This window comes from Paenibacillus phocaeensis (assembly GCF_900021165.1).
GTDB classification, from domain to species: Bacteria; Bacillota; Bacilli; order Paenibacillales; family Paenibacillaceae; genus Fontibacillus; species Fontibacillus phocaensis.
The window spans coordinates 29,952-54,363 of record NZ_FCOQ01000039.1 but is presented as its reverse complement, the minus strand read 5'-3'; the positions used below and the strand labels follow the sequence as shown (position 1 = coordinate 54,363).

General features: G+C 56.2%; 22 protein-coding genes and 1 riboswitch. Of the genes, 20 read left to right on the top strand and 2 right to left on the bottom strand.

Annotated features, from left to right (window positions below):
- The first annotated feature begins 83 nt into the window (after positions 1–83).
- From BN3795_RS24555 to BN3795_RS24530, 6 genes are read left to right on the top strand one after another with little or no spacing between them, the layout of a single operon-like run.
- Complete coding sequence (locus BN3795_RS24555) at positions 84–959, top strand: carbohydrate ABC transporter permease (RefSeq protein WP_068787306.1); 876 nt, start codon at positions 84–86, stop codon at positions 957–959.
- A 14-nt stretch (positions 960–973) separates the two neighbouring features.
- Complete coding sequence (locus BN3795_RS24550) at positions 974–1,867, top strand: carbohydrate ABC transporter permease (RefSeq protein WP_408635067.1); 894 nt, start codon at positions 974–976, stop codon at positions 1,865–1,867.
- Between the two features lie 59 nt (positions 1,868–1,926).
- Positions 1,927–5,031, top strand: coding sequence for a beta-galactosidase (locus BN3795_RS24545; RefSeq protein ID WP_068787305.1), 3,105 nt, complete (start codon positions 1,927–1,929; stop codon positions 5,029–5,031).
- A 17-nt stretch (positions 5,032–5,048) separates the two neighbouring features.
- Positions 5,049–6,140: an alanine racemase gene (locus tag BN3795_RS24540; RefSeq protein WP_068787304.1), complete on the top strand. Its 1,092-nt coding sequence runs from the start codon at positions 5,049–5,051 to the stop codon at positions 6,138–6,140.
- 21 nt (positions 6,141–6,161) lie between these two features.
- On the top strand, positions 6,162–7,379 hold the full coding sequence (locus tag BN3795_RS24535; RefSeq protein WP_232730038.1) for a M20 family metallopeptidase: 1,218 nt from the start codon (positions 6,162–6,164) through the stop codon (positions 7,377–7,379).
- 40 nt (positions 7,380–7,419) lie between these two features.
- A complete protein-coding gene (locus BN3795_RS24530) occupies positions 7,420–7,881 on the top strand; it encodes a RidA family protein (RefSeq protein ID WP_068787303.1) in 462 nt (153 codons plus the stop codon).
- 47 nt (positions 7,882–7,928) lie between these two features.
- Here BN3795_RS24530 and BN3795_RS24525 read toward each other — a convergent pair whose 3' ends face one another.
- Complete coding sequence (locus tag BN3795_RS24525) at positions 7,929–8,144, bottom strand: hypothetical protein (RefSeq protein WP_068787302.1); 216 nt, start codon at positions 8,142–8,144, stop codon at positions 7,929–7,931.
- Positions 8,145–8,593: 449 nt separating this feature from the next.
- Entirely contained in the window at positions 8,594–9,598 is a 1,005-nt protein-coding gene (locus tag BN3795_RS24520; RefSeq protein WP_068787357.1) for a ketoacyl-ACP synthase III, read from the bottom strand.
- 262 nt (positions 9,599–9,860) lie between these two features.
- Between BN3795_RS24520 and BN3795_RS24515 the strand changes: the two genes are divergently transcribed.
- The 14 genes from BN3795_RS24515 (at position 9,861) to BN3795_RS24455 (ending at position 24,141) form a co-directional block, all read left to right on the top strand.
- The gene (locus BN3795_RS24515; RefSeq protein ID WP_068787301.1) at positions 9,861–11,993 is read left to right on the top strand and encodes a DNA topoisomerase III; all 2,133 of its coding nucleotides are present in this window, start codon (positions 9,861–9,863) and stop codon (positions 11,991–11,993) included.
- An 88-nt stretch (positions 11,994–12,081) separates the two neighbouring features.
- Entirely contained in the window at positions 12,082–12,219 is a 138-nt protein-coding gene (locus BN3795_RS25760) for a hypothetical protein (protein WP_198524831.1), read from the top strand.
- A 104-nt stretch (positions 12,220–12,323) separates the two neighbouring features.
- Positions 12,324–12,641, top strand: a complete 318-nt coding sequence (locus BN3795_RS24510; RefSeq protein WP_110945378.1) for a DUF1294 domain-containing protein — start codon at positions 12,324–12,326, stop codon at positions 12,639–12,641.
- A gap of 31 nt (positions 12,642–12,672) precedes the next feature.
- A complete protein-coding gene (locus BN3795_RS24505; RefSeq protein WP_068787300.1) occupies positions 12,673–13,107 on the top strand; it encodes a universal stress protein in 435 nt (144 codons plus the stop codon).
- A gap of 1,083 nt (positions 13,108–14,190) precedes the next feature.
- Positions 14,191–14,919 (top strand): amino acid ABC transporter ATP-binding protein, encoded by a 729-nt coding sequence (locus tag BN3795_RS24500; RefSeq protein WP_068787299.1) that lies wholly within the window; start codon positions 14,191–14,193, stop codon positions 14,917–14,919.
- A gap of 31 nt (positions 14,920–14,950) precedes the next feature.
- A complete protein-coding gene (locus BN3795_RS24495) occupies positions 14,951–15,811 on the top strand; it encodes a glutamate ABC transporter substrate-binding protein (RefSeq protein ID WP_068787298.1) in 861 nt (286 codons plus the stop codon).
- A 144-nt stretch (positions 15,812–15,955) separates the two neighbouring features.
- Complete coding sequence (locus BN3795_RS24490; protein ID WP_068787297.1) at positions 15,956–16,606, top strand: amino acid ABC transporter permease; 651 nt, start codon at positions 15,956–15,958, stop codon at positions 16,604–16,606.
- Positions 16,607–16,642: 36 nt separating this feature from the next.
- A complete protein-coding gene (locus tag BN3795_RS24485; protein WP_068787296.1) occupies positions 16,643–17,293 on the top strand; it encodes an amino acid ABC transporter permease in 651 nt (216 codons plus the stop codon).
- 110 nt (positions 17,294–17,403) lie between these two features.
- The gene (locus BN3795_RS24480) at positions 17,404–18,741 is read left to right on the top strand and encodes a sensor histidine kinase (protein WP_068787355.1); all 1,338 of its coding nucleotides are present in this window, start codon (positions 17,404–17,406) and stop codon (positions 18,739–18,741) included.
- Positions 18,742–18,775: 34 nt separating this feature from the next.
- Positions 18,776–19,687: a response regulator gene (locus tag BN3795_RS24475; RefSeq protein WP_068787295.1), complete on the top strand. Its 912-nt coding sequence runs from the start codon at positions 18,776–18,778 to the stop codon at positions 19,685–19,687.
- Between the two features lie 188 nt (positions 19,688–19,875).
- Positions 19,876–19,977, top strand: a riboswitch (purine riboswitch).
- A gap of 231 nt (positions 19,978–20,208) precedes the next feature.
- Positions 20,209–20,706, top strand: coding sequence for a 5-(carboxyamino)imidazole ribonucleotide mutase (gene purE / locus BN3795_RS24470; protein WP_068787294.1), 498 nt, complete (start codon positions 20,209–20,211; stop codon positions 20,704–20,706).
- Entirely contained in the window at positions 20,703–21,917 is a 1,215-nt protein-coding gene (purK, locus tag BN3795_RS24465; RefSeq protein WP_068787293.1) for a 5-(carboxyamino)imidazole ribonucleotide synthase, read from the top strand. Before purE ends, purK begins: the two co-directional genes overlap by 4 nt.
- Complete coding sequence (gene purB / locus BN3795_RS24460) at positions 21,914–23,212, top strand: adenylosuccinate lyase (RefSeq protein ID WP_068787292.1); 1,299 nt, start codon at positions 21,914–21,916, stop codon at positions 23,210–23,212. The genes purK and purB overlap by 4 nt, the downstream gene beginning before the upstream one ends.
- Before the next feature lie 26 nt (positions 23,213–23,238).
- A complete protein-coding gene (locus BN3795_RS24455) occupies positions 23,239–24,141 on the top strand; it encodes a phosphoribosylaminoimidazolesuccinocarboxamide synthase (RefSeq protein WP_068787291.1) in 903 nt (300 codons plus the stop codon).
- Positions 24,142–24,412: the final 271 nt, after the last annotated feature.

Sequence of the window (24,412 nt, the reverse complement as noted above, 5' to 3'; positions counted from 1 at the left end):
TTAGTTAATCTGTAAAACCGCAATGGAAGTTATGAAATTAGACTAGACTACCGTTTGTCCCAATATGTTAGAGGGGGATTCCCATGATATCGACCATGCATTTCAAACGCTTTGTGACCCTGGCGCTTCTCCCCTCCCTTCTTCTTTACGCTTTTTTCGTGATCATCCCCGTGTTTTGGTCCATGTACTACGGTTTCTTCGATTGGAGAGGGATTGGCCCGCTTAGTTATGTCGGGTTGGAAAATTACCGCGAGGCGTTAAGCGATCCCGTGTTTTGGAGAGCCCTTAAAAATAATCTGATCATCGTTGCGGCTTCCATTCTCGGCCAGGTGCCCATCGCGCTGGTACTGGCATTGCTTCTGCGCAAGAACACCACGCTCCACCGCTTCATCCGCAGCGCCGTATTTATGCCGATGGTGCTCTCCACTGTAGTTGTCGGTTTAATTTGGGGCTATATCTACCATCCGCAATTTGGACTGGTCAACACTGTATTGGAGAATATCGGGCTAGGTTCCTGGACGCGGCCTTGGTTGTCCGACCGGTCAGTGAACATGCTCGCCGTATCCGTTCCGATCATTTGGAACTTCATAGGTCCGTACCTCATTATGTTCATCGCCGCGATTCAGAATATTCCGTCCGAGATCGAGGATGCTTGCCAAATCGATGGCACGAAGCCGTACCAGAAGTTGTTCTATGTGACTTTGCCGATGATCCGCGGCACCGTCAACGTGGTGATCGTCATGTGCATCGCGGGCAGCCTAAAGGCGTTCGACCAAGTCTTTATCATGACCGGCGGCGGACCCGCCCAGTCTACGGAGTTACTTGCGACCTATATGTATAACAACACCTTTAACGTGTACCGGTATGGCTACGGTTCGGCAGTGTCCACCGCCATCGTGGTGATCAGCGGGGGCTTGATCGTCGTAAGCCAGTTGTTGTTCAGAAACAAGGAAGCTTAGAAAGGAGAAAGGGAATGCCGGATTCCATGTTGTCCGAACCCAAGCCAGGTCTGCTTGGACCCCGAAGCTTAGAGGAGAAGTCTTTCCTGGCTAAAGGATTGGAATACCTCATCAACCTGTTGATGGTCGCTTATGCGCTGGTCACGTTATATCCACTTTATTGGCTGTTTATCAGCGCGTTTAAGACGAATCAGGAATTTTATGAGCACCCATTTGCTCTGCCGAAGGCGATTAATTTCGAGAATTTTTCCCGGGCCTGGGAATTGGCCGGGATGGGAAGAGCCGCTATTAACTCGAGTATCGTAACGGTCTCGGCGATTCTGCTCACCCTGTTTTTGGGAGCTTTGACGGCTTTCGTCTTGTGCAGATTTTCGTTCCGCCTTCGAGGATTGATCAGCGGATTATTCGTGGTCGGAATGCTGATCCCGATACACAGCACCCTCGTTCCTTTGTTTATCATGATGAAAAACGTCGGGATTCTCAATACTTACTGGGCCTTGATTTTGCCTTATACCTGTTTTGAACTGCCGATCGCCATATTTGTCATTTCGGCTTATATGTCCACGATCCCGAAAGAAATTGAGGAAGCCGCCATCATGGATGGCGTCGGCTATTGGGGCATTTTCGTCCGCATGATGCTGCCTCTTACGCTTCCGGCTTTATCCACAGTGGCCATACTTGGATTTTTACGTTATTGGAACGACTTTGCTTTCGCTCTTGTGTTCATCAACAAGCAGTCCCTAAAAACGATTCCGCTCGGTTTGTCGATCTTTTCGGACGGATTCGGCACAGATTACGCCTTAACGATGGCGGCCATGGCCACTTCCGTGTTGCCGACGATCGTGGTTTTCCTGATTTTTCAGGAGCAAATCATGAAGGGCATGGTGGCTGGTGCCGTTAAGGGTTAGGCTTGGCCTGAACCCCATGATGGATGTAAGGCGGAAAAGCACAAATTTAAGGAGGACGCATGAAACACCTCATTTTTTATGATCCGCAATTTCCTTATCCCGGAGAACGCCCGCAGCCGGGAATCGTCCGCCAATGGTCCCAAGGAATGACGCCGGTGGATGCGGCGGGATTAAGCGAGGCGCTGGAGGATAAGCGGACGGCCAGCCTTGTTTATCTGCATGGCCCATATTTTCCGAAGGCGGCTTGGCCAGCGTTGCTTGGCTTTTTACGCAGAGGCGGCGGCCTGGTAAGCTTGGGCGGGGCTCCCTTTAAAAATCCGGTGGAGGACCGGGAAGGAAGTTGGACTGAACTCGGGGAGATGACGGCCTACCACCAGCAATTGCTGATCCACGAAGCGCTTGCTGTAGACTCCGCGCCGATTGATCGGCTGGTAGGGACGGAGGAACTGCCGCTGTTTGTCGGCAAAGAGCGACTTTTTAAAGTGTCGGCCACTTACGGCCTGGTCCTGCACGTCTCTAAGAGCCGAGACATCCCGGCGGAGAGTGGCTCCAACGGCCCGATGGACGCGCGCATTTACCCGCTACTGAAAGGGGTTTCCGCCGCAGATCGTGAGGTCGCGGCTCCCGCAGTTTTGCTGGAGCATACGAACGGCAACTTTGCCGGCGGCCGCTGGATCATGATCAATCAGCAGGTGGATGATGCTTTCTGGAAGGAAGAAGGCGTTGCGGCGCTCGGCGAATGGGCGGAGTTTTGCGCGGCGGGCGTGACCGAGATGTGGCTGAAACCGACCTATGCCTCCTATCAACCAGGGGAACGCGCCGGGTTGCGGCTGCAATTGCAGCGCATCCGGCAAAAGGGCTGGGAAGACGTCGACCGATCGGTCGCTTGGCGCTTCAGCATTGATCTGAAGAGAGAAGGCGATCATACGGCGGTGTGGTCCACAGAGCTGGTGTTAGAAGCCAATGTTGACGTATCTTTCAAGGTTTTGACACTTCCTTTCGACGTGGAGCCCGGAATGTATCGGATTACGACGGAGGCCGTTTCTTCCTGCGGCGAACGCCGCGTCTTGCGCCAGGGTTTTTGGGGCTGGGACGCGAAATTACTGCGGGAAGGTGCGCCGCTTGTCAGGGACAGAGATTATTTCCGAAAAAACGGCCGTCCATTTCCGGTGGTCGGGATGACGTATATGACTTCCGATGTTTCCCGTAAGTTTGTGTTTTTGCCGAATCCGGACGTTTGGCATCGGGACATGGCTGCCATGAAGCGGGCGGGCATCAACTGGATACGTACGGGGCTATGGACGGCTTGGCGCAACGTGATGTTTGCGGACGGGCATGTGTCCGAAGAGGTGCTGCGCGCAATCGATGCGTTTATTTTGACCGCCAAACGGTGGGATTTGGAAGTGACGTTTACGTTTTTCGCGTTTACGCCGGAGGCTTGGGAAGGCGAAAATCCATACCTCGATCCCCGCAGTATCGAAGCGCAAAAACGTTTTTTACTGACTATCGTATCCAGACACCGGTTAAGCACGAACGTCAATTGGGATCTCATCAATGAACCTTCTCTGTTTGATCCGCGTCGGATTTTTGCCGGGCCACGTCGCATCGGTGATCGGTTTGAACGTGCCGCCTTCCGGGAGTGGCTGGAACGCCGCCACGGCCGGATCGGGACGCTGCAAGATCGTTGGAATATGACGCCGGACGAACTGTCGGATTTTGCCGACGCTACGCTGCCGGAGCCGGAGGAAATCAGCTTCGATATCGAGAATATGCGTCTGCCGCGCAAAAACAACCGCTGGATCGACTACACGCTGTTTACGATGGAGATGCATAACCGCTGGATCAGGGAGTTGAAGCAGGCGCTTACCCGGGCGGTGCCGGGCCAACTAATCACGGTAGGCCAGGATGAAGCGCTCGGCCGGGGGCCTAGGCCTTCGCCGTTTTTCTATGCAGGGGAGACGGATTACACGACAGTACACACCTGGTGGCTGAACGATCAGCTCGTTTGGGACAGCGTTTTTGCCAAAGCTCCAGATCGACCGTTGCTGGTACAGGAGACCGGCATCATGTATTTGGAGATGCCGGACAACCGGGCGAAGCGGAGCGAAAGCGAGCTGAAAAGCATCCTGGAGCGTAAATACGCCTACGCTTTCGCCACCGGCGGAGCGGGGGCTGTGCAGTGGCTTTGGAATACCAATTATTTCATGAATAATGTGAACGAATCAAACATTGGCGCGTTGCGCGCAGACGGGACGGAAAAACCGGAAGCCGACGTATCCTATGATTTTGGAGCTTTCATGGACCGCATTTCCGGTGTTTTCGAGGATCGGCAAATGGAGGAGATCGCTGTCGTGTTTCCTTACAGCAACGATTTCTCTAATCGGCGTTTCGCCTGCGAAGCGACGGCAAAAACGGCCAGGGTTCTGGCTTACGAACTGAAGGTTCCGTTTAGGGGACTTGGCGAATACCAGTTGGATTCTCTGGACACCTTTGCCCCCAGACTGATCATCGTACCCAGCCCGCACAATTTTTGTGACGAGGCGTTGGAACGTTTGATCGCCCATATCGAATCCTATGGAGGAGTGCTTCTGTTTACGGGACCGCTGGGTTTGGATGCGTATTGGAAGCCGACAGACCGTCTGTCAAAGGTTACCGGACATCGCAGGCTTGTCAATGTTCAGCGCGAAGAAGAATTGCTTTTGCAAGGACAGACCTATCCGGTTTCGTTTGGGCAAAAGCGAATCGGGGAAGTGTCGGCGGAGGTTGCATTAGGCTGGGAAGGAGCAGCATCTGAAGCAGCGGTATTTGAGATCGGCAAGGGCAAATTGCTCTGGTGCCCGTTGCCGGTCGAACTAGGTGATCGTTCGGAACCAGTCGCAGCGTTATATGCCGAAGCTGTGGCTTTGGCAGGGGTGGCCGGCAATCTGCGTTGGCTCGAAGGTGGACAACTGCCAGGAGTTTACGGCTCATTGCAGAGGTTTGCCGAGGGTTACCTGTTTACGTTCGTGTCCGAATACGGGAGGGATGCCGCGGTTGAAGTAGAGAACCGAGTAAACGGGGTGCGTTACCGCTTCAACCTGGATCGGGGTCGATCTGTATTGTTCGCCACGGACGAAAAAGGGAACGTGACGGCTTCCTACCGTAACATACCGGTGGAAACCTGAAATAAGGAGAGGATCGTATGTACGAAGGTTGGATTACGCCTCAACCGATCATCGATTTGGATATCGTAGACCGCAATATTGCGGCGATGGCGAGACGCCTGAAAGAGCACGGCCTCAGACATCGTCCGCATATCAAATCATCAAAGTCGGTTTGGCTGGCCCGAAAGCAGATCGCTGCGGGTGCCATCGGCATCACGGCTGCCAAGCTTTCCGAGGCTGAAGTATTCGTGAACGCCGGCATCGGCAACATTCTGATCGCCTACTCCATTGTCGGCGAGGTGAACCTGAAGCGGTTCGCCAAACTGCATGCGCGGGCGGATCTTCTGACGACAGTCGACAGTCTGGCCGGAGCGGAAGGTCTGGCCAGTGTCGGGAGGGAGAGCGGCAAGCCGGTGCGCGTACTGGTGGAAGTGGACGGCGGTTTGCACCGCGGCGGACGGCAGCCGGGTGAAGACGCGGCATCGTTCGCCAAAGCGGTGCATGCCATGGATGGCCTCGTCGTGGAAGGCATCATGAACTATGCCGGGACGATTTACAAAAATACGAACCGGCAGGGGTTTATTGATGCGGTAACTGTCGAATCCGCATTGCTTAAGAAGACTGTGGAGCGGATGAAGGCCGATGGAGTCCCGATCGGCATCGTCAGTAGCGGCTCAACCCCATCGGCCCTGTTTTGCGATTACTTGCAGGACGTTACGGAAGTGCGTGCCGGCAATTATATTTTTTTCGATGCCAGTGGCGTCGGTATGGGGCTGGCTGCCGAAGAAGATTGTGCTCTGCGCATTCTGACCACGGTTATCAGTGTTCCCTTGCCCGGCATGGCCACAATCGATGCGGGTACCAAAACGCTGACCAGCGACAAAGCGCATGGCCGTCCGGGCTATGGTATTGTGGTCGGCAGGCCGGGCATCGAAGTTTCCGGGCTCAACGAGGAACATGGCTTTCTGACGTTTGATCCGGCGAAAGAACAGCTTGCCGTCGGCGACAGAATCGAAATTATTCCGAATCATTCTTGCGTGATTCCTAATCTGTATGACGAAATCCAGGGGGTAAGGCGAGGGGAGGCTGCCGAGCGGATTTCCATTGATGCCAGAGGTTGTAATTACTAGAGGAAACCGGAGGTAAGGAGAATGGATTCGTATTCGGCGTTATTGCGCCCTGGCCGGGTCTCGGAAGTGCTGCGGGAGCTGGTCCAAATCCCCAGTGTGAATCCGGGATTTCCCGGTGGGCACGGAGAAGGTGAAGCGGCGGCTTACGTAAAGCGTTTTTTGGAGACACTCGGCCTGGATAGCTTTTATCAGTCCGTGGAACAGGAGAGAAAAAATGTGCTCGGATTGCTGCCTGGAGAGGATGTCGGAAGACGGCTACTGCTGGAAGCTCATATGGACACGGTTCAGGTGGAAGGCATGATCATACCGCCGTTTGCGGGCGAAATCCGTGGTGAGAGGCTGTACGGACGGGGCGCCTGTGATACCAAAGCTTCGCTTGCGGCGATGCTGGTTGCGTTCGAAACGTTGAAGACCAATGGCCTGGTACCGCCGCTTTCCGTGTGCTTAGCCGCGGTGGTCGACGAAGAAATTCATTACCGGGGTGCGTCTGCGCTGGCCAAATTTGCTGCGGGCGAAGCCGTTCGCTACGAGGGGGCCGTCGTCGGGGAGCCGACCGGCCTCAATATCATTACGGCCCATAAAGGTTGTATAAGGTTTCATATCGACGTACACGGCAAGGCTGGGCATAGCTCGAATCCGGCACTTGCCGACAACGCTGTCGAACGTGCCTACCGGGTAATTGAGGAACTACAGGTTATGGAGCGGGAGGACTACCCCCGATCGGAGCACCGCCTTACCGGTCCGCCTACCCACTGCATCAGCATGATTCAGGGCGGCGTGGCGCCTAATACGGTGCCTGAACTATGCCGCCTAACATTGGACCGGCGGACGGTGCCGGGAGAGGAGCCGATGGAAGTGTTCGAGCATATCCGTTCACGGCTGCTCTTGCTTGCCGAACGGGAGCCGGGCTTGCGCCTTAGCGTGCGGGAGCCGTTTATCGTCGATTTTGCCCTTGAAACCCCGGAGGACTCTGCGTTCGTTCAATCGATGCTCTTCGCAGTGCGAGAGCATAGCTCCGGAGCAAGGGTTCTGGGAGCTCCCTACGGCAGCGACGCCAGCAAATTGGCGCGGGCTGGCATTCCCGCAATCGTATTTGGGCCGGGAAACATTGCACAGGCCCATACGGAGGATGAGTGGGTCGATTTGGGGGAAGTGGAGCAGGCTTGCAGAGCCTTGATCGATTTTTTAATGAGAGGGCCTGACGAAGGCCAGGCAAAGGGTGGCAAATATTCAAGTTGAACGAAGCCATCAATGAAATTTGAAGGGAGATATTACGCGTATGGGAAAAACAGAGCAAAGGCTGGAAAAACTGGGGATCACCCTGGAGAAAGTTCCTGTACCGGTGGCCCAGTACGTGCCGGCCAAGACCGCGGGCAAATTGGTATACACTTCGGGGTGCGACTGCCGCAAAGGCGGGGTGCTGAAATACAAAGGCAAGCTCGGTCGGGAATTGACGATCGAAGAGGGGGTTGACGCGGCGCGTCAGGTGATGATCAATATCCTCGCAGTGCTGAAGGAACATATCGGCGAACTGGATCGGGTGAAGCAGGTCGTGAAAATGCTGGCTTTCGTCAACTCGGCGGATGGGTTCGTGGAACAGCCGTATGTGATCAATGGGGCTTCGGAGCTGCTGGTGGAGGTGTTTGGAGAGAAGGGGAGGCATGCCCGGTCCGCGATTTCGGCCAATGAGCTGCCCTTTGACACACCGGTGGAAATCGAACTTATCGTGGAGTTGGAATAAATGGAAGCATGAGGCCTCTTAATTTTGAAAAAAGTTTCTCAAGGACGTTAGCTTCTCCGTAGCTCGAAAAATTGGCATTCCCGGCGCGGGTGGTAGGAGAGTTCGCTCACTCCAGCTTGGGTGATGATCGTGTCATCCGTGAAGCGGATGACGATGCTGCCGTTGTCGATCATGTGATCGTCACGGAATACACGGATGCGAAGCTTCCGGTCCAGCGCTTCCTGAAAATCCAAATCGGTAAACAGTTCTCTGAGGGTAGGCATATTGCTAAACTCCTTATAGGCTTAATAGGCTTAATAGGCTTAAGATGGGGGGCGCTTGCGGAAGTTTGACTCTAGTTATTGTAACCGGAACGCTGCGGGTTGAAAAGAGAACGGCCAGGCCAACCTGATTGCTTTTGCCCGACGCTTTGTACCATTATCCCGCTTAGTCAGGCGGCGGCAAAACAGGCACCCCCCGTGAACCCCTCGGGGAAAGATTGCCCGGGGTTTATAAACCGACGTAAACGACCCGACCCTATAACAGAAGGTACGCATTAATGCAGATCGGTCGGGGATCTAGGAGCCAAGCCAGCACCTGTTCCCTTATCAAAAGGGATAATCATGCAAAGAGCGGTGCAGACAGATGGGGCGCCAACCGGCCAACCGGTAATTTTTAAAAAGAGTCGATCAGGAGTTTGGGTTCCTGATCGACTCTTTTTATGATGGGGGAATTAGGACAAGTTCGGTACGCCCCAGCGCAGGATTAATCCGGCATGGGTTAAGCCGCTGCCAAAGCCGTACAGCAGCACGCGGTCGCCGAATTTCAAGCGGCCCGTGTCCACGCCGGCCTGCAACGCCAGCGGGATGGAGGCGGAGGAGGTATTGCCCATATCCTGAACGCTTTGCAGGGTTTTGGCGAGCGGGAAGTCCGCTTTCTCGCAAATCGACTCGATCATGCGCAGATTGGCGCTATGCGGTACGAGCCAATCGATGTCCTCCCGGGTGAGTTCGGCTTGCTCCAGCAACTGCTCGATTCCGGCAGTAACGGTGCGGACGGCCCACTTGAACACCTCGCGGCCGTTTTGTACAAGTTTGCCCTTCCCCTCGAGCGGTTGACCGTCCATCTGATCCGCCAGTCCGGAGCGGTACACATGGATGCCCCCAGCTCCATTGGTTCCGAGGATAAACGATTCGAACCCGGGCTCTTCGGGATCCAGCTCGACGAGCACAGCTCCGGCCCCGTCGCCGAAGAGGATGCAGGTGCTGCGGTCGGTGTAGTCGGTGATCTTGGACATCGTTTCCCCGGCAACCACCAGAATTTTGCGATGCAGGCCGGAGCTGATCATGCCGTTCGCTAAATGCAGGGCGTAGGCGAAGCCGGCGCAGGTCGCGTTCAAATCAATCGCGCCGGCCTGTTCCATGCCAAAGTGCTGCTGAACCCGGCAGGATACGGTTGGGAAGGAGAAATCCGGTGTCGTAGTCGCCGCAATGATGAAATCGACATCGTCCAGATTAACCCCGTACGTGTCGCGAAGCCGTTCCGCAGCCCGGATGCAGAGGTGCGAGGTGAATTCGTCCTCGGCGGCGATATGCCGCTCTCTGATCCCTGTGCGCTGCACGATCCATTCGTCGCTCGTATCCACAAGCTGCTCCAAATCTTCATTGGTCAGGATTCGTTCGGGGACATAGGTCCCCAGAGCGGTAATGCGGGCTTTCGAAAGGGATTTCGGTGTGATCAACCCTATCAGCTCCTTTGATTTGGTGTGGTTATATTTTTTATGATCAGGTGTTAGTACCAGGTGCTAATCAAGAGTATATCAGATTTAAAATAACTTTCAATAGCGGTATTGCAACGGTATCTGAAACGGGGATCGCCAGTTGAAGCGTAAATGAACGGCCAGGATGGATGCGTTCGGATGCCGTTAACGCGTTGGCTTCGCGCGACCGAGATGGTGGATGTTATAATAGTTCAGTGGAAAGGAGTGTTGGAACGAACTTATGAAGACATTGGTATTAGCGGAGAAGCCGTCGGTCGCCAGGGAAATCGCGCGTGTGATCGGCAGCCGGGATAAGCATAAAAGTCATTTTGAAGGGCCGAAGTACGTGGTGACCTGGGCGCTGGGCCATCTGGTCGGGCTGGCAGAACCGGAGGATTATGATGCGAAATACGCCACGTGGGCGTTGGAGGACTTGCCGATCTTGCCGGACCGCATGAAACTGAAGGTGCTGCGCGAAAGCAGTCATCAGTTCAAAGCCGTGCAGCAGCTAATGCGGCGCCAGGATATCAGCGAGCTGATCGTAGCGACCGATGCCGCCCGTGAGGGCGAGTTGCTTGCCCGCTGGATCATGGATATGGTCAAGTGGAACAAACCGTTCAAGCGGCTTTGGATCTCATCGCAAACCGATAAAGCGATCAAGGAAGGGTTCGCGGCGCTGAAGCCGGGCAGCCAGTATGAACGCTTGTACCAATCGGCGCGCTGCCGGGCGGAAGCCGACTGGATGGTGGGCCTGAATGTGACCCGGGCGCTCACCACCAAGTTTGGTGCGCCGCTTTCGGCCGGACGGGTGCAGACGCCGACGCTGGGCATGATCATGCAGCGCGAGAACGAAATTCTCCGCTTTCGCTCGGAGGAATACAACGTGCTGCGTGCCGACTTCGGCAAGTTTGAAGCGGTTTGGCGCGGCGGGAATGGCGATGCCCGGATTTTTGAGGCAGAGCGGCTGGATGCGCTGAAGCGGAAGCTTGAAGGAGCCTCCGGCAAAATCGTCAAGCTGGTCAAGCACGAAAAAACGGTGCCCCACCCGCTCGCTTACGATTTAACGGAGCTGCAGCGGGACGCAAACCGGCTGCTTGGTTTTTCGGCCAAACAGACTTCAAACGTGCTGCAGCGGCTCTATGAGCAACATAAGTTAGTCACCTATCCGCGGACGGATTCGCGTTACCTGACATCGGACATGACGGAGACGCTTAAGGAGCGGTTGACGAGCGTGGCCGTTGGCCCTTACGCGTCGCTGGCCCGACCGCTGCTTCGAGGTTCCTTGAAGTTGAGCAAGCGGATTGTCGACGACAGCAAGGTGACCGATCACCATGCGATCATCCCGACGGAGCAGACGGTGCTGTTGAACGCGCTGAGCGCGGAGGAACGCAAGCTGTATGATTTGATCGTGCGGCGGTTTATCAGTTTGTTTTATCCGCCGGCTAGGTTTGATCAGGTCAGCGTGACGGTGGAGATCGCCGGCGAGACGCTGCATGCGAAGGGGACGACGATCAAGGACGCCGGTTGGCGGGCCGTCTACGACGGGCAGGCGTTGGAGGACGAAGAAGGCGGCGAGGACGATACAGAGAGCGGTGCGGCGCTGCCGGAGCTGAGCCAAGGCGAAGCGGTGAAGGTACAGCGCTGCCGTGTGACACCGGGGCGGACCCAGCCGCCGAAGCGCTATACGGAAGCGGCTTTGCTGACCCAGATGGAGAAGCACGGGCTGGGCACGCCGGCAACGCGGGCGGATATCATCGAGAAGTTGGTCAGCTCGGATACGATCGAGCGGCAGGGGAACTACCTGCATCCGACCGGTAAAGGCAAGCAACTGATCGAGCTGGCGCCGGCCGACCTGCGAACGCCGGAGTTGACGGCCCGCTGGGAAGCCGAACTCGAGCGGATCGCCCGCGGACAAGGCCAGCCGGGTCCGTTCCTGGGCGGCATCCGCGAGATGGCGGTCAGCCTCGTGCAAGGCGTGAAACGCAGCGAGGCCACGTACAAGCCGCATAATGTCTCAAACAGCCATTGCCCGGAATGCGGAACGCGGCTGCTCGAGAAGAAAACCGGGCGCGGCCTGATGCTGATCTGTCCCAGCGAGGATTGCGGGTATCGCCGTTCCGGCGAGAAGCGCCTGTCCAACCGCCGCTGTCCGCAGTGCCACAAGAAGATGGAGCTCAAGGAAGGCAAGGCGGGGATGTACGTGCAATGCTTGTCCTGCGGCATTACCGAGGTGCTGGGAAAAGACAAGGATAAGCATATGAACAAACGCGAGCAGCAGCGGCTCGTCAAGCAGTATTCCCAGCAGCAGGAGTCTGGCGGGATCAATCTCGGCGAGCTGCTGAAGGCGGCGCTGGAGAAGAAAGGCGATCATTAACGGACCGCTGCGGCGGGCAGCAGGCAGCCCCACCGGGCCGCATAAATCGGCAGCCTTTACGGGACGCTAAGTACCGGAGGTGATGAGGGTGCCGCATCATAAAGCGCGGAAGACCGAAAACCAGCAGAACAAGTCGAGGCTGATGGAGCCAACCATGGCGGCCAAGCCGAAGAAGCAGGCCGATTTCCCGCCCAATTTGAACGAGATTCCGAAAAACGAAACTTGAGGTTTTTATGTTTTTGTTTGGCAGCTCCCCGTACGGGGGGCTTTTTTATATGGATGCGATGCGCGGTTGTCGAAAAGATGCTGTCGTTTCGCTGTTGAGGTATAATGGAGTTAGGAACGTCGACATTCGAACGCAGAGCTCGAAAGGGGGCGGCGAAGACGAGAACGGGATTGTTGGTATGGTTTATATTTATTAATGCGGTTGCCTATTTGGTGATGTCCGACGATAAAAGACGGGCCAGACAGAGGCGCGAGCGGGTCCCCGAGCGGACGCTGTTTCTGCTGGCAGCGCTGGGCGGTGCCCTAGGCGTACTGGTGGCCATGAATACGAAGCGCCATAAGACGAAGCATTTCAGCTTTCGGGTGGGGATTCCGCTGCTGCTTCTTTTCAACGCCGTGCTTTATGGGTATTTCTTAATATAAACAAACTCTTGGGACAAGTGAGGTGCTTTCCATGCTATTTAATAAAATCCTTACCGCTTACGACGGTTCGAAAGCAGCAAACAAAGCGCTGGACAAAGCCATCGAGCTGTGCAAATCGGCGCCCGGTGCCAAACTGGAGGTGCTGCATGTGTACGACTTCCCGCGGTTTTACGTGGCTGAGGGCTTTGCGCCGGTACCCTCTTCGATGAACAAGGATTTTTACGAGCTGGCGGAGAGAACGGCTGAGGAAGCCAAGAGTCGGCTGGCGGCCGCAGGGCTGGAGCCGAATGTGAAGATGGACCAAGGGGCGCCGGCGGAAACGATTCTGGAGTACGCTCAGACAACCGGGGCAGATCTGATCGTCATCGGCAGCCGCGGACTGGGCGGCATTCGCGAATTCGTGCTCGGCAGCGTCAGTCACAACGTCGTTCAGCATGCCCGAATCCCGGTGCTCGTTGTAAAATAAGAAAAAAGAGCTTGGTTGGATAAGCCTGGTCGTAACGTAATGTTGCGGCCGGGCTTTTTTGCGTGCGCTGGATTTGCTCGGCTTGGAGGGGCGAAGAGGTGCGGTAGGTGGGGGAGTAGAGTACGGGAGTGGTTTAGTCTGATGGTGTGGTGTGGTGAGATACGGTAAGGCATGGTAAGGCATGGAGCGTCGCGGTGTCGGGCTAGTGAGTCCGGTAAGATCGGGAAGGTTAAGTACCTCGGGGGTGAGGCGGTACGTTATAGTGCGGGACTGGTTTGGTCGGACGGTATGGTGTGACTTGGTTCGGCGCAGTTCAGTTCAGTCGGTTCGATGCGCAGCAGTGCAATGTGATAGGATCTGATGGGGCCCGGACTTGTCTAACGCTTGCCACAATGCTTATTTGGTCAAAAAGCCGAGAATTTAAATTCTAACGCTGATCAGCGTTCTTATTTGGGCGAGAACTGCCCTTTTTGGGGTGAAATTCGGGCAATAAGCTCTCTCATAAGCGTTACAGTTTAAAAGCCCTGATTTTGGAGCGAATAGCGTGTGCTACAAGCGTTAGAGAAATGCAGAGTTTAGAGCATCGCAGCAGTCAGCGCATTGCAGCGGTTGCGGCTAGAGCATCGCAGCAGTCAGTGCATCGCAGCAGTCAGTGCATCACAGCGGTCAGTACATCGCAGCAGTCAGTGCATCACAGCAGTCAGTATATCACAGCGGCTAGAGCCTTGCATCACTTCCGGTTCGAGCATCCTAGCGGCCAGCGTTACTCAAATCTAGGGGAGATCGCTGTGAGAAAAACTAACGCTTGTCCGTTAGGATTGGCAGAGAGGCGAATAAATTTTGGGCTATTTTCGAGTTGTTGCGTAGGAAAATGTAGTTTTTTATAGTCGACGAAGTAAGGTTATGTTCAAATGTTACGATTACTCACATTGTCCCGAGGCTGGAGCGGTTGAGGGACACATCCGAGAGAGGCGCCCGCGAGAGACAACGGAGGGACACATCCGAAGGGAGCCCCCGCGCCCGTGGCGGACAGCCGAGGGGACGTCCGATGGAGACATCCGAACGCAGAAAGGAGGGCTGCCGTTGATCCGCTTTCACCAGGTGGAAAAGCATTTTGGTCAGTTTCATGTGCTGAAGCGAATTGATCTTCAGGTTGAGGAGGGGGAAGTCGTGGTGGTCGTTGGCCCGTCCGGTTCGGGGAAAAGCACGATGTTGCGCTGTATTAACCGGCTGGAGACGATCACAAGCGGAGAGCTGACGGTAGGCGGTCTCCCGGTCCACGATCGCAAGACGGACATCAACAAGTTGCGGCGGGACATCGGGATGGTTTTCCAGCATTTTAATTTGTATCCGCACAAAAAGGTCATCGACAATATCACGCTGGCGCCGATCAAGGTGCTGGGGATATCCAAGGCCGAGGCCGAGCAGACGGCGATGTTCTACCTGGAGAAGGTGGGCATTGCCGACAAGGCATCGGCGTATCCGTCCCAGCTGTCCGGCGGCCAGCAGCAGCGGGTGGCGATCGCCCGCGGGCTGGCGATGAAGCCGAAGATTATGCTGTTCGACGAACCGACCTCGGCCCTCGATCCCGAGATGGTCGGAGAAGTGCTGGACGTCATGCGAACGCTCGCCCGGGAAGGCATGACGATGGTGGTGGTCACGCACGAGATGGGGTTTGCCCGGGAGGTGGCGGACCGGATCATTTTCATGGATCAGGGGCAGATCGTAGAGGAGGCCGGGCCGGAGGAATTCTTCGCCAACCCTCGGGAAGAGCGGACGCGTACGTTCCTCAGCCGTTTGTTGAGCCACTGAAAATTTCGGAAACCAAGGGGAGGAAAAGAAGATGAAGGTGAAGAAACGTTGGAGGTTCATCGGTATTGCAGCGGTATGCGCGTTGGCGGTATTGGCGGGTTGTGCCAGTAACGGGGGAGGCAGCAATGCGGCCGGCGACGGCGGAAATGCCGCTCCGGCGGCCGGGGAGAGTGCGACCGGTGCCTTGGGGAAAATCAAGGAGCGCGGCAAGCTGGTGGTCGGTGTGAAATACGATACGAAGCTGTTTGGCCTGAAGGATCCGGCCAGCGGCAACGTTGAAGGCTTCGATATCGATATCTCCCAAGCGATTGCGAAGCATATTCTCGGCGACGAAAACGCGCTGGAATTAAAGGAGGTCACCTCCAAAACGCGGATTCCGATGCTGAACAACGGCGAGATCGATATGATCGTGGCCACGATGACGATTACCGAGGAGCGCAAGAAGGAAGTCGACTTCTCCGACGTCTATTTCCAGGCGGGACAATCGCTTCTGGTGAAGAAGGGCAGCGCGATCACGGGTATCGAGAGCTTGACCGCCGATTCGACGGTGCTGGGCAGTAAGGGCTCGACTTCGGTGAAAAATATCCGTGAGAAAGTAGACGGCATCAAGGTGTTGGAGTTCGACAACTATCAGGATGCGTTTAACGCCCTGAAGGCCGGGCAAGGCGACGCGCTGACAACGGACGATTCGATCCTGTACGGCATGGCGGCCCAGGATCCGGGGTTCGAAGTGGTTGGCAAGCCGTTCACCGACGAACCTTACGGCATTGCCGTGCAAAAGGGCAATTCGGATATCGTGCAGGCCATTAACGACACCTTGAAGGAACTTCATGACAGCGGAGAGTACGACAAGATCTACGAGAAATGGATTGGCAAGAAACCGGGTGAATAATTCGTTCCTTGAACAAGCGAAAGGATGGAACAGGCGGTCCGCCTTGCCATCCTTTTGTGCTTACGGAGCGGTGGCGAGGCGGCAGCACGGATCTGTCCGCTCAGCAGAAGCTCCGGTTCTGGAGGAAGGAAGGGGGGATCCCAAATGGATATTTCGATTTTGACCGACTATTTCGACGTTTACCTGGAAGGATTCCGCGGCACAGTGCTGTCCAGCCTGCTGGCGTTGGTCGGCAGCTTCGTGCTGGGGGCACTGATCGCGGTGTTCCGCATCGCTCCCGTCCAGCCCCTGCGGTGGTTCGGAACGGGTTATGTGGAATTTCTCCGCAATATTCCGCTGCTGTTGGTCGTATACATCTTTTATTATGGACCGTCGGCTCTGGGTTGGCCGCTTGACGGGTTTACGTCAGGGACGATTGGGCTGGCCGTGTATACCTCTTCATTTATCGCCGAAGCGATCCGCGCCGGAATCCTGGCGATCCCGAAAGGGCAAACGGAGGCGGCGCGCTCGTCCGGGTTAAGTTACGCGCAGACGATGCTCCATATTATCCTGCCGCAGGCGATCAAGCTGGTCATTCCGCCGCTCGGGAATCAGTTTATCAACTTAATCAAAAATTCGTCAGTCTTGACGATTGTTGCAGGGCTTGACCTGATGTATTTTGCCGACATCGTGAATGCAGAAACGTACCGGACGTTTGATACTTATATTTTTGTCGCGTTGTTCTACTTGGTGTTGACCTTGCCCTTGAGTTACGGGGTGAGGGTATGGGAGCGCAGGCTCGAAAGAAAATACTGAGTGTTAATGGATCGTTGGAAAGAAAGGAGGGGTTCGATGGATTTTGCCGGAGCGTACAGTGCGGAGAATTTGAGTTTTTTGGCGGAGGGGCTTTACGTGACGCTGATCGTCGCGGGGGCGTCTATCGTGCTAAGCTTCCTGTTCGGCTGCATCGTAGGCGTGATTCGGTATACGAAGCTTCCCGTATTGTCGCCGATCCTGCTCGTGGGAGTCGAACTGATCCGCAATTTACCGCTGCTCTTGATCATCTTCTTCATGCGGTTCGCATTGCCGGAGGTCGGGATCAAGCTGGGGCTTGTGGCCGCGACAGTGACCGGATTAACCATCTTCGAGGCGGCGATGATCGCGGAAATCGTGCGCGGCGGACTCGCCTCCATCGATAAGGGACAAATTGAAGCAGCCCGGTCGTCGGGGTTGAGCACTATGCAAACCCTATGGCATATCGTTCTGCCCCAAGGGCTGCGGCGGATGGTGCCGCCGCTGGTCAGCCAGTTCATCTCGCTGCTCAAGGACACTTCGCTGGCGGTCGTCATCTCCCTGCCGGAGCTGATGCATCACGCCGGGATCGTGATCGGTCACGGCTACACCTACACAATTCCGATTCTGCTGCTGGTGGCATTGATCTATTTCTCCGTCAACTTTGTGTTGTCGATCATTTCCAGGCGATTGGAAGCCCGGCATGCTTAGGCATCAGCTGACATAACCCTTACATATAATGGAATATAAGGTATGGGCATCCTTCCCTTATTATGGTACGATAAGGGGCAAAATAACTCACGGGAGCCGGGTGAGTGGGGATGGGGAGCGTGCTTTTCAAGGCCTTATATAGATCCGTTTACGTTCAGGTCGGGGTTGTAGCCATCGGGACGGCATTGGCCGGGGAGCTGAAGATTAACCCGTTTGACGGCGATATTTTTCGAATAGGACTGGGGAGCAGTGCGTTTTTGCTCTTCTTGCTGCTGCTGCGACGATTGCCGTATCTCGTTACAGGCGTCATCGCTGGAGCGGTGGTGTTGCTGTTTCGTACCGGGCTGGATCAGGCGCTTGGCAACGGCTTGACCTTGGCCGAGAGCGTGACGAGGCATTGTTCGGCGGCGGTGTATTACATCGTGTTCGCGTTAGGGATGAGCTTGATCAAACGGCGGTTGGACCGCTTCTATCCCTTGGCGCTGGGGGCGGTGACTGCAGTGGTCGACCTGCTGTCGAATGAAGCGGAGCTGTTAACTCGGCTGCTCGTGACCGGCACGGCCACGTTTAAGCTCAATGAGTGGGCGTTCTTGATGGCGATTGCCATGCTGCGTACGTATTTCGTCACCGGGATTTACAGCAGCATATCGATCAGCCGGATGCGGATCGTGCAGAAGGAGCAGAACCGGAGAATCGAGCAAATGCTCAGTTTTAGCTCCGGACTGTACGGGGAAGTATTTTACCTGAAAAAATCGATCGCCACGCTGGAAAATCTGACCTTGCGCAGTTATGAGCTGTACCGCAGGTTATCGGAGGAGAGGCAGGAGGAGCACAAGCATCATGTTCTGGGGATGACGCAGCAAATCCATGAAGTGAAGAAGGACTCGCAGCGGATTCTGGCCGGGCTCATCAAGCTTACGGACCGCGAGATTCCAGGGGATATGCCGTTGTCGGGCTTGCTCCAATTCACCGTGAACAGCAATCAGCAGTATGCCGAAATGTTGGGGAAAAGCATTGTTTTCACGCAGAAAATCACTTCCGATTATACCACCGCCAACTACATTCCACTCCTTACGCTGCTGGGCAACCTGACGGCTAATGCAGTGGAAGCGATCCAAGGCCGGGGGCAAATTCATCTGGAGCTCCGCGAGCAAGCGGGATGGACCTTGATGACGGTGAGCGACAGCGGGAGCGGCTTCCCGCAAGACGACCAGGAGATCGTGTTCGAACCGGGATTCACGACGAAATTCGATGAGGAAGGCGTTGCAGCGACGGGGATCGGTTTATCCCATGTGCTAGACATCGTGTCCCGGCTTGGCGGGGAAATCCTGCTTGGGACGGCACCCGGACTCGGCGGAGCGCTGGTCCATATTCGCATTCCGACGCAGACGCTGAAGAACCCGGGGGGATCCAACACAGCGTTAGAGTGGCTTCAGAGTTCCGGGTAAAGTGCTACTAACCAAACGTTGAGGAGGGTGTACGATGCCGCTCTCTTTTTGTATCGTAGACGATGATGCCAGTGCGCGAAAAATGCTGCAGCATATTATCGAGGACAGCGGCCTGGGGGAAGTCGCGGGGACGGCCGGCGGCGGGGCGGAAGGCGTGCGGCTCATTTTGGGGGAATCGCCGGACATCGTGCTGATGGATCTGCTGATGCCCGACCAGGACGGGATCGAGGTGATCGATGCACTGCGTGTCCAGGGCTGTCGCTCGCGGTTCGTGATGATATCGCAGATCGAAAACCAGGATATGGTCGGGCGAGCCTACCGGAGTGGAATTGAATTCTTCATCCGCAAGCCGATCAATCGGATCGAAGTGGAGACGGTGCTCAGGAAAGTAAATGAGCGGTATGCGATGAGCCACTATTTGGATGAGATCAAATCGAGCCTAAAGAAGCTGGAGGGCTTGCGCAGCGCGCCGTTGGCTGCGCCGGGCAAGCGGACGGTCCGCGAGGCGATTCAGCCGATTCTGATGAATCTGGGGCTGATCGGGGAGAGCGGCAGCCGCGACATGATTGCGATCATGGAGCTGCTCTTGGAGCGGGAAGCCGAAGCCGGAGGGAATTTGCCGCCCTTGAAGGAGCTGTATCGCCGGACTGCGGCGACCTACAGGACGAGGCCCGAGGATATCGTCAAGGAAGTCAAGGCGATCGAGCAGCGGCTGCGGCGCGCGTTGACGGCGGGATTAACGAACCTGGCTTCCCTCGGCCTGACGGATTACGGCAACCCTCGGTTTGAGTATTATGCCCCGCTTTATTTTGACTTTGAAGATGTGCGGCTCAAGATGAAGGAGATTGAGGAAGGACGGGAGCCGGGCAACAGCAGAGGGAAAGTGAACATTAAGAAGTTTCTGCAGGTGTTGTACATCGAATTGCAGGAGCAGTTGGGCGGATGAGGAAGCAATCCGGGATTTTCATGAACCTGGTCGATTTTTGCGACTAGGTTTTTTTGTTGCCGCGGAAGTTCATATATTTCAGAGACATTGTTCAAAAACGAACATTCGGTTTTTACATTCACTTAATGTTCGGATTTGAGTTGACATGTCGTGTCCGCCATTGGTAAACTAGGAGAGGAAAGGCGGCTCGCCGCCGAACCTCATAATCTCGTATAATGCCGGGGATAGGGCCCGGAAGTTTCTACCCGAGAACCGTAAATTTTCGGACTACGAGCGAATACGTGATGAAGGTAAGGCTACTCCGCACGGAAGGCCTTCTTTTTATGAGCCTGGGCTTGCAAGCACCGGGCTTTGCGTTGCCGTCGGCGCGGCCTTTGGCTGCCCGTATGCAGGTTTCGTATTCCTCAGGGTCCGCGAATTTCGGGAAATCTTCGTAATTTTCCAGGAAGTTCGGGGCCCTTTTCCGTATTCGGCCATCTATAAATTACCAGGTTCAAAAAGTTAAGTATGGAGGTTGAGGCATGACAGCACAAGTCGCCGTAATTATGGGCAGCACATCGGATTGGGAGACGATGTCTCACGCCTGTGCCGTTTTGGAAGAACTGCAGATTCCTTACGAAAAAAAGGTCGTATCCGCGCACCGCACCCCGGATTTGATGTTTGAGTTCGCGGAGCAGGCTGCAGACCGCGGACTCAAGGTCATCATCGCGGGAGCGGGAGGAGCGGCTCACCTGCCGGGCATGGTCGCGGCAAAAACGACGCTGCCGGTCATCGGCGTGCCGGTCAAGTCGGCTGCGCTGAACGGGCTCGACTCGCTGCTGTCGATCGTGCAGATGCCGGGCGGCATCCCGGTGGCGACGGTGGCCATCGGCAAGGCCGGAGCGATCAACGCCGGGCTGCTTGCGGCGCAAATCCTGGGCGCATTTGCCCCTGAGGTGATGCGCCGGGTGCAGGAACGCCGTGACCGGATTCAAGCCGAGGTGCTGGAGAGCGGCTCGGAGTTAGGAGCGGCCGAATGAGCGGCAGAACATTGGGCGAAGCGAGCGGCGCTAGCGGCGGTCCGGTGATCGAGCCGGGCGCGACGATCGGCGTGTTGGGCGGCGGACAGCTGGGCCGAATGATGGCGCTCGCCGGGAGCAACCTCGGCTACCGGTTCGTGGCGATGGACCCGACGCCGGATGCGCCTTGCGGCCAGGTTGCGGGGCAGATCGTGGCCCGCTATGACGACCAGGCCGCGGCGCGTGAACTCGCGGAGCGGGCCGATGTGATCACGTACGAGTTCGAAAACGTAGACGCGGGCGTCGCCGCGCTGCTGGAGGAATCGTCGTACGTGCCTCAAGGCAGCCGATTGCTGTACACGACCCAGCATCGGCTGCGCGAGAAGCGGGCCATCGAAGCGGCCGGCGTCAAGGTTGCGCCGTACGCGGAGATCGGCAGCGAAGAGGAACTGCGTACGGCCGTGGCCCGGCTGGGTCTTCCGGCCGTGCTGAAGACGGCCACCGGCGGGTATGACGGCAAAGGCCAATGGGTGATCCGCAGCGAAGGCGAAATAACGACGGCGTATGCGGAACTGAGCCAGGCCGGGACGGAGCTCGTGTTGGAGCAATTCGTCCCGTTCGTCAAGGAGCTGTCGGTCATCGCGGCGCGCAGCCCGCGCGGAGAGATTAAAACGTTCCCGGTGGCGGAGAATATCCATGTGAACAATATTTTGCATGTGTCGATCGTTCCGGCCCGCGTGGCGGAGCAAGTCCAGCGGGAGGCCGAACGGCTTGCAGCCCGGATCGCCGAAGGCCTGGAGGCTGTTGGCCTGCTGGCGGTGGAGATGTTCCTAACCGCAGAGGGCGAGCTGTTCGTCAATGAATTGGCACCGCGGCCGCACAATTCCGGCCACTATACAATGGAGGCTTGCACGACCTCGCAATTCGAGCAGCATGTCCGGGCGATTTGCAATTTGCCGCTCGGTCCGGTGGAGCTGTTGACACCGGTTGTGATGGTGAACGTGCTGGGCGAACATCTGGAAGATGTCCGCAATGCGGTGGCAACGGGCCGCTGGTTTGACGAGGGCGAGGGGACAACTGGATTCGCGGCGATCCCCAAAGTACACTTATATGGTAAACACGAAGCTGCTCCGAAGCGGAAAATGGGGCATATCAACCTGCTCTGCCGCAATGTGGAGGACGGGCTTCGCTGGATAGAGCAAACCAACATTTGGAGGAATGAACGCAAATGATCGAACGCTACAGCAGACCGGAAATGAGAGCGATCTGGACGGAGGAGAACAAATTCAAGGCCTGGCTGGAAGTGGAGCTGTGCGCCTGCGAGGCTTGGGCCGAACTCGGCGTGATCCCGAAGGAAGACGCGGCGCTGCTGCGGAAGAATGCTTCGTTCGACATCGACCGGATTTATGAAATCGAACAGGAGACACGTCACGACGTCATCGCGTTTACCCGCGCTGTCTCGGAAAGCCTGGGCCCGGAACGGAAATGGGTGCACTACGGCCTGACTTCCACGGATGTGGTCGACACGGCTTTGGGTTATTTGCTGAAGCAGGCGAACGCGATTTTGGAACGGGATATCGTGAATTTTATTGAGATTTTAAAGGATAAGGCTCTGGCCTACAAAGATACGCCAATGATGGGGCGTACGCACGGGGTGCATGCCGAACCGACCACTTTCGGTCTGAAAATGGCGCTTTGGCATGAGGAAATGAAGCGGAATCTGGAGCGTTTCCGCCGCGCGGCGGATAACGTCCAGTTCGGCAAAATCTCCGGCGCGGTGGGTACCTACGCGAACATCGATCCGTTCGTGGAAGAATTCGTTTGCCGCAAGCTGGGCACAAGCCCTGCGCCGATTTCGACGCAGACGCTGCAACGCGATCGTCACGCGGAGTATATGGCGACGCTGGCCTTGGTCGCGACATCGCTCGACAAGTTCGCTACGGAAATCCGCGCCTTGCAGAAGAGCGAGTTCCGCGAGGTGGAGGAGGCCTTCGCCAAGGGGCAAAAAGGCTCTTCGGCGATGCCTCATAAACGCAACCCGATTGGCTGCGAGAACATCTCCGGCTTGTCCCGCGTGATCCGCGGCCATATGATCTCGGCTTACGAAAATGTCACGTTGTGGCACGAACGCGACATCTCCCACTCTTCGGTGGAACGGGTGATTTTGCCGGATGCTACGATGCTGCTGAACTATATGCTGAACCGTTTCGGCAATATCGTGAAGAACCTGACGGTATTCCCGGAGAATATGAAGCGCAACATGGGCCGCACGTACGGCGTACCGTTCTCCGGCCGCGTGCTGACGAAGCTGATCGACAAGGGCCTCAGCCGCGAGCAGGCTTACGATACCGTGCAGCCGCGCGCCATGCAGGCTTGGGAGACACAGCGCCAGTTCCGCGACATTATTGAGGAAACGCCGGAAATTACCGCGGTTTTGAGCAAGGAAGAAATCGACGATGCGTTTGATCCGTCCTGGCATCTGAAGCATGTGGATACGATTTTCCGGAAGCTGGGATTGATCGAGTAGAGTTTGTATTGGGGGAGGAGAGCTTTATGGCGGTACCGGCAATATCCACGGCGGCGGATTTGGTGAACGCCCCGCTGCTGTACAAAGGCAAGGTCCGGGAGCTGTACGATCTCGGCGAATATTTCCTGATCGTCGTGACCGACCGGATCTCCGCGTTCGACTACGTGTTGGAGCCGGCGGTGCCGGATAAGGGCAATGTGCTGAACCGGCTGAGCGCGTTTTGGTTCGACAAGACGAGGCATCTGCTGGAAAACCACGTGATCCACACGGACGTAGATCGACTGATCGGAGACGTGATTCCGGCAGAACACCGGGAGGCGCTGCGGAACCGGATCATGGTGACCCGCAAGGCCGAACGCATCGACATCGAATGCGTGGTGCGCGGTTATGTTACCGGCGGCGGCTGGCGGCAGTATGAGCAGAGCGGCGCGATCAACGGCATTCCGTTGCCGGAGGGGCTGCGCAAGAACGCGAAGCTGGCGGAGCCGATCTTTACGCCGGCGGCGAAGAACGACGTCGGCCACGACGAGGACATCTCGTTCGCAGAGATGGCGGACAAAGTCGGCCGCGAGTTGGCCGAACAACTGCGGGATCGCAGCCTGGAGATGTACGCCTTCGCCCGCGATTACTGCGAGGAACGCGGGATTCTCCTCGCCGATTGCAAGCTGGAATTCGGGCTGGTGGACGGCAAGCTGATTTTGATCGACGAGATGTTTACGCCGGATGCTTCGCGGTTTTGGGCCAAGGAGAACTACGCGCTGGACATCGAGATCGACAGCATGGATAAAGAGCCGGTGCGCACGTATTTGGCCGGTTCCGACTGGGCCAAAAACAGCCGGCGCGATCCGCTCCCAGCCCATGTCGTCGAAGAGACGACAAGACGTTATCGCGACATCTACCGGCGGTTGACCGGAGCGGAGTTGGAGTAGGAAGCACAGTAGAAGAGAAGTTGGAGTAGAAGTAGAAGTTGGAGTAGAAGTTGGAGTAGGAGTAGGTAGTAGGGTAAGAAGCAGAAAGCGGGAAGTAGGAAGTAGGAAGTAGGAGTTGGACAGGTTGGCCATGTTGAGTGAAACTACGTTTGATGCTGTGCGTTTAGCTTGACTTCGGCACTCTAACGGAACCTAGAGCCGCTATTGTATCGATTAGGTGTTGTCCCCTTTTCTAACGGAACCAGGAGACCTTATTTAGGGGAGGCGAGGC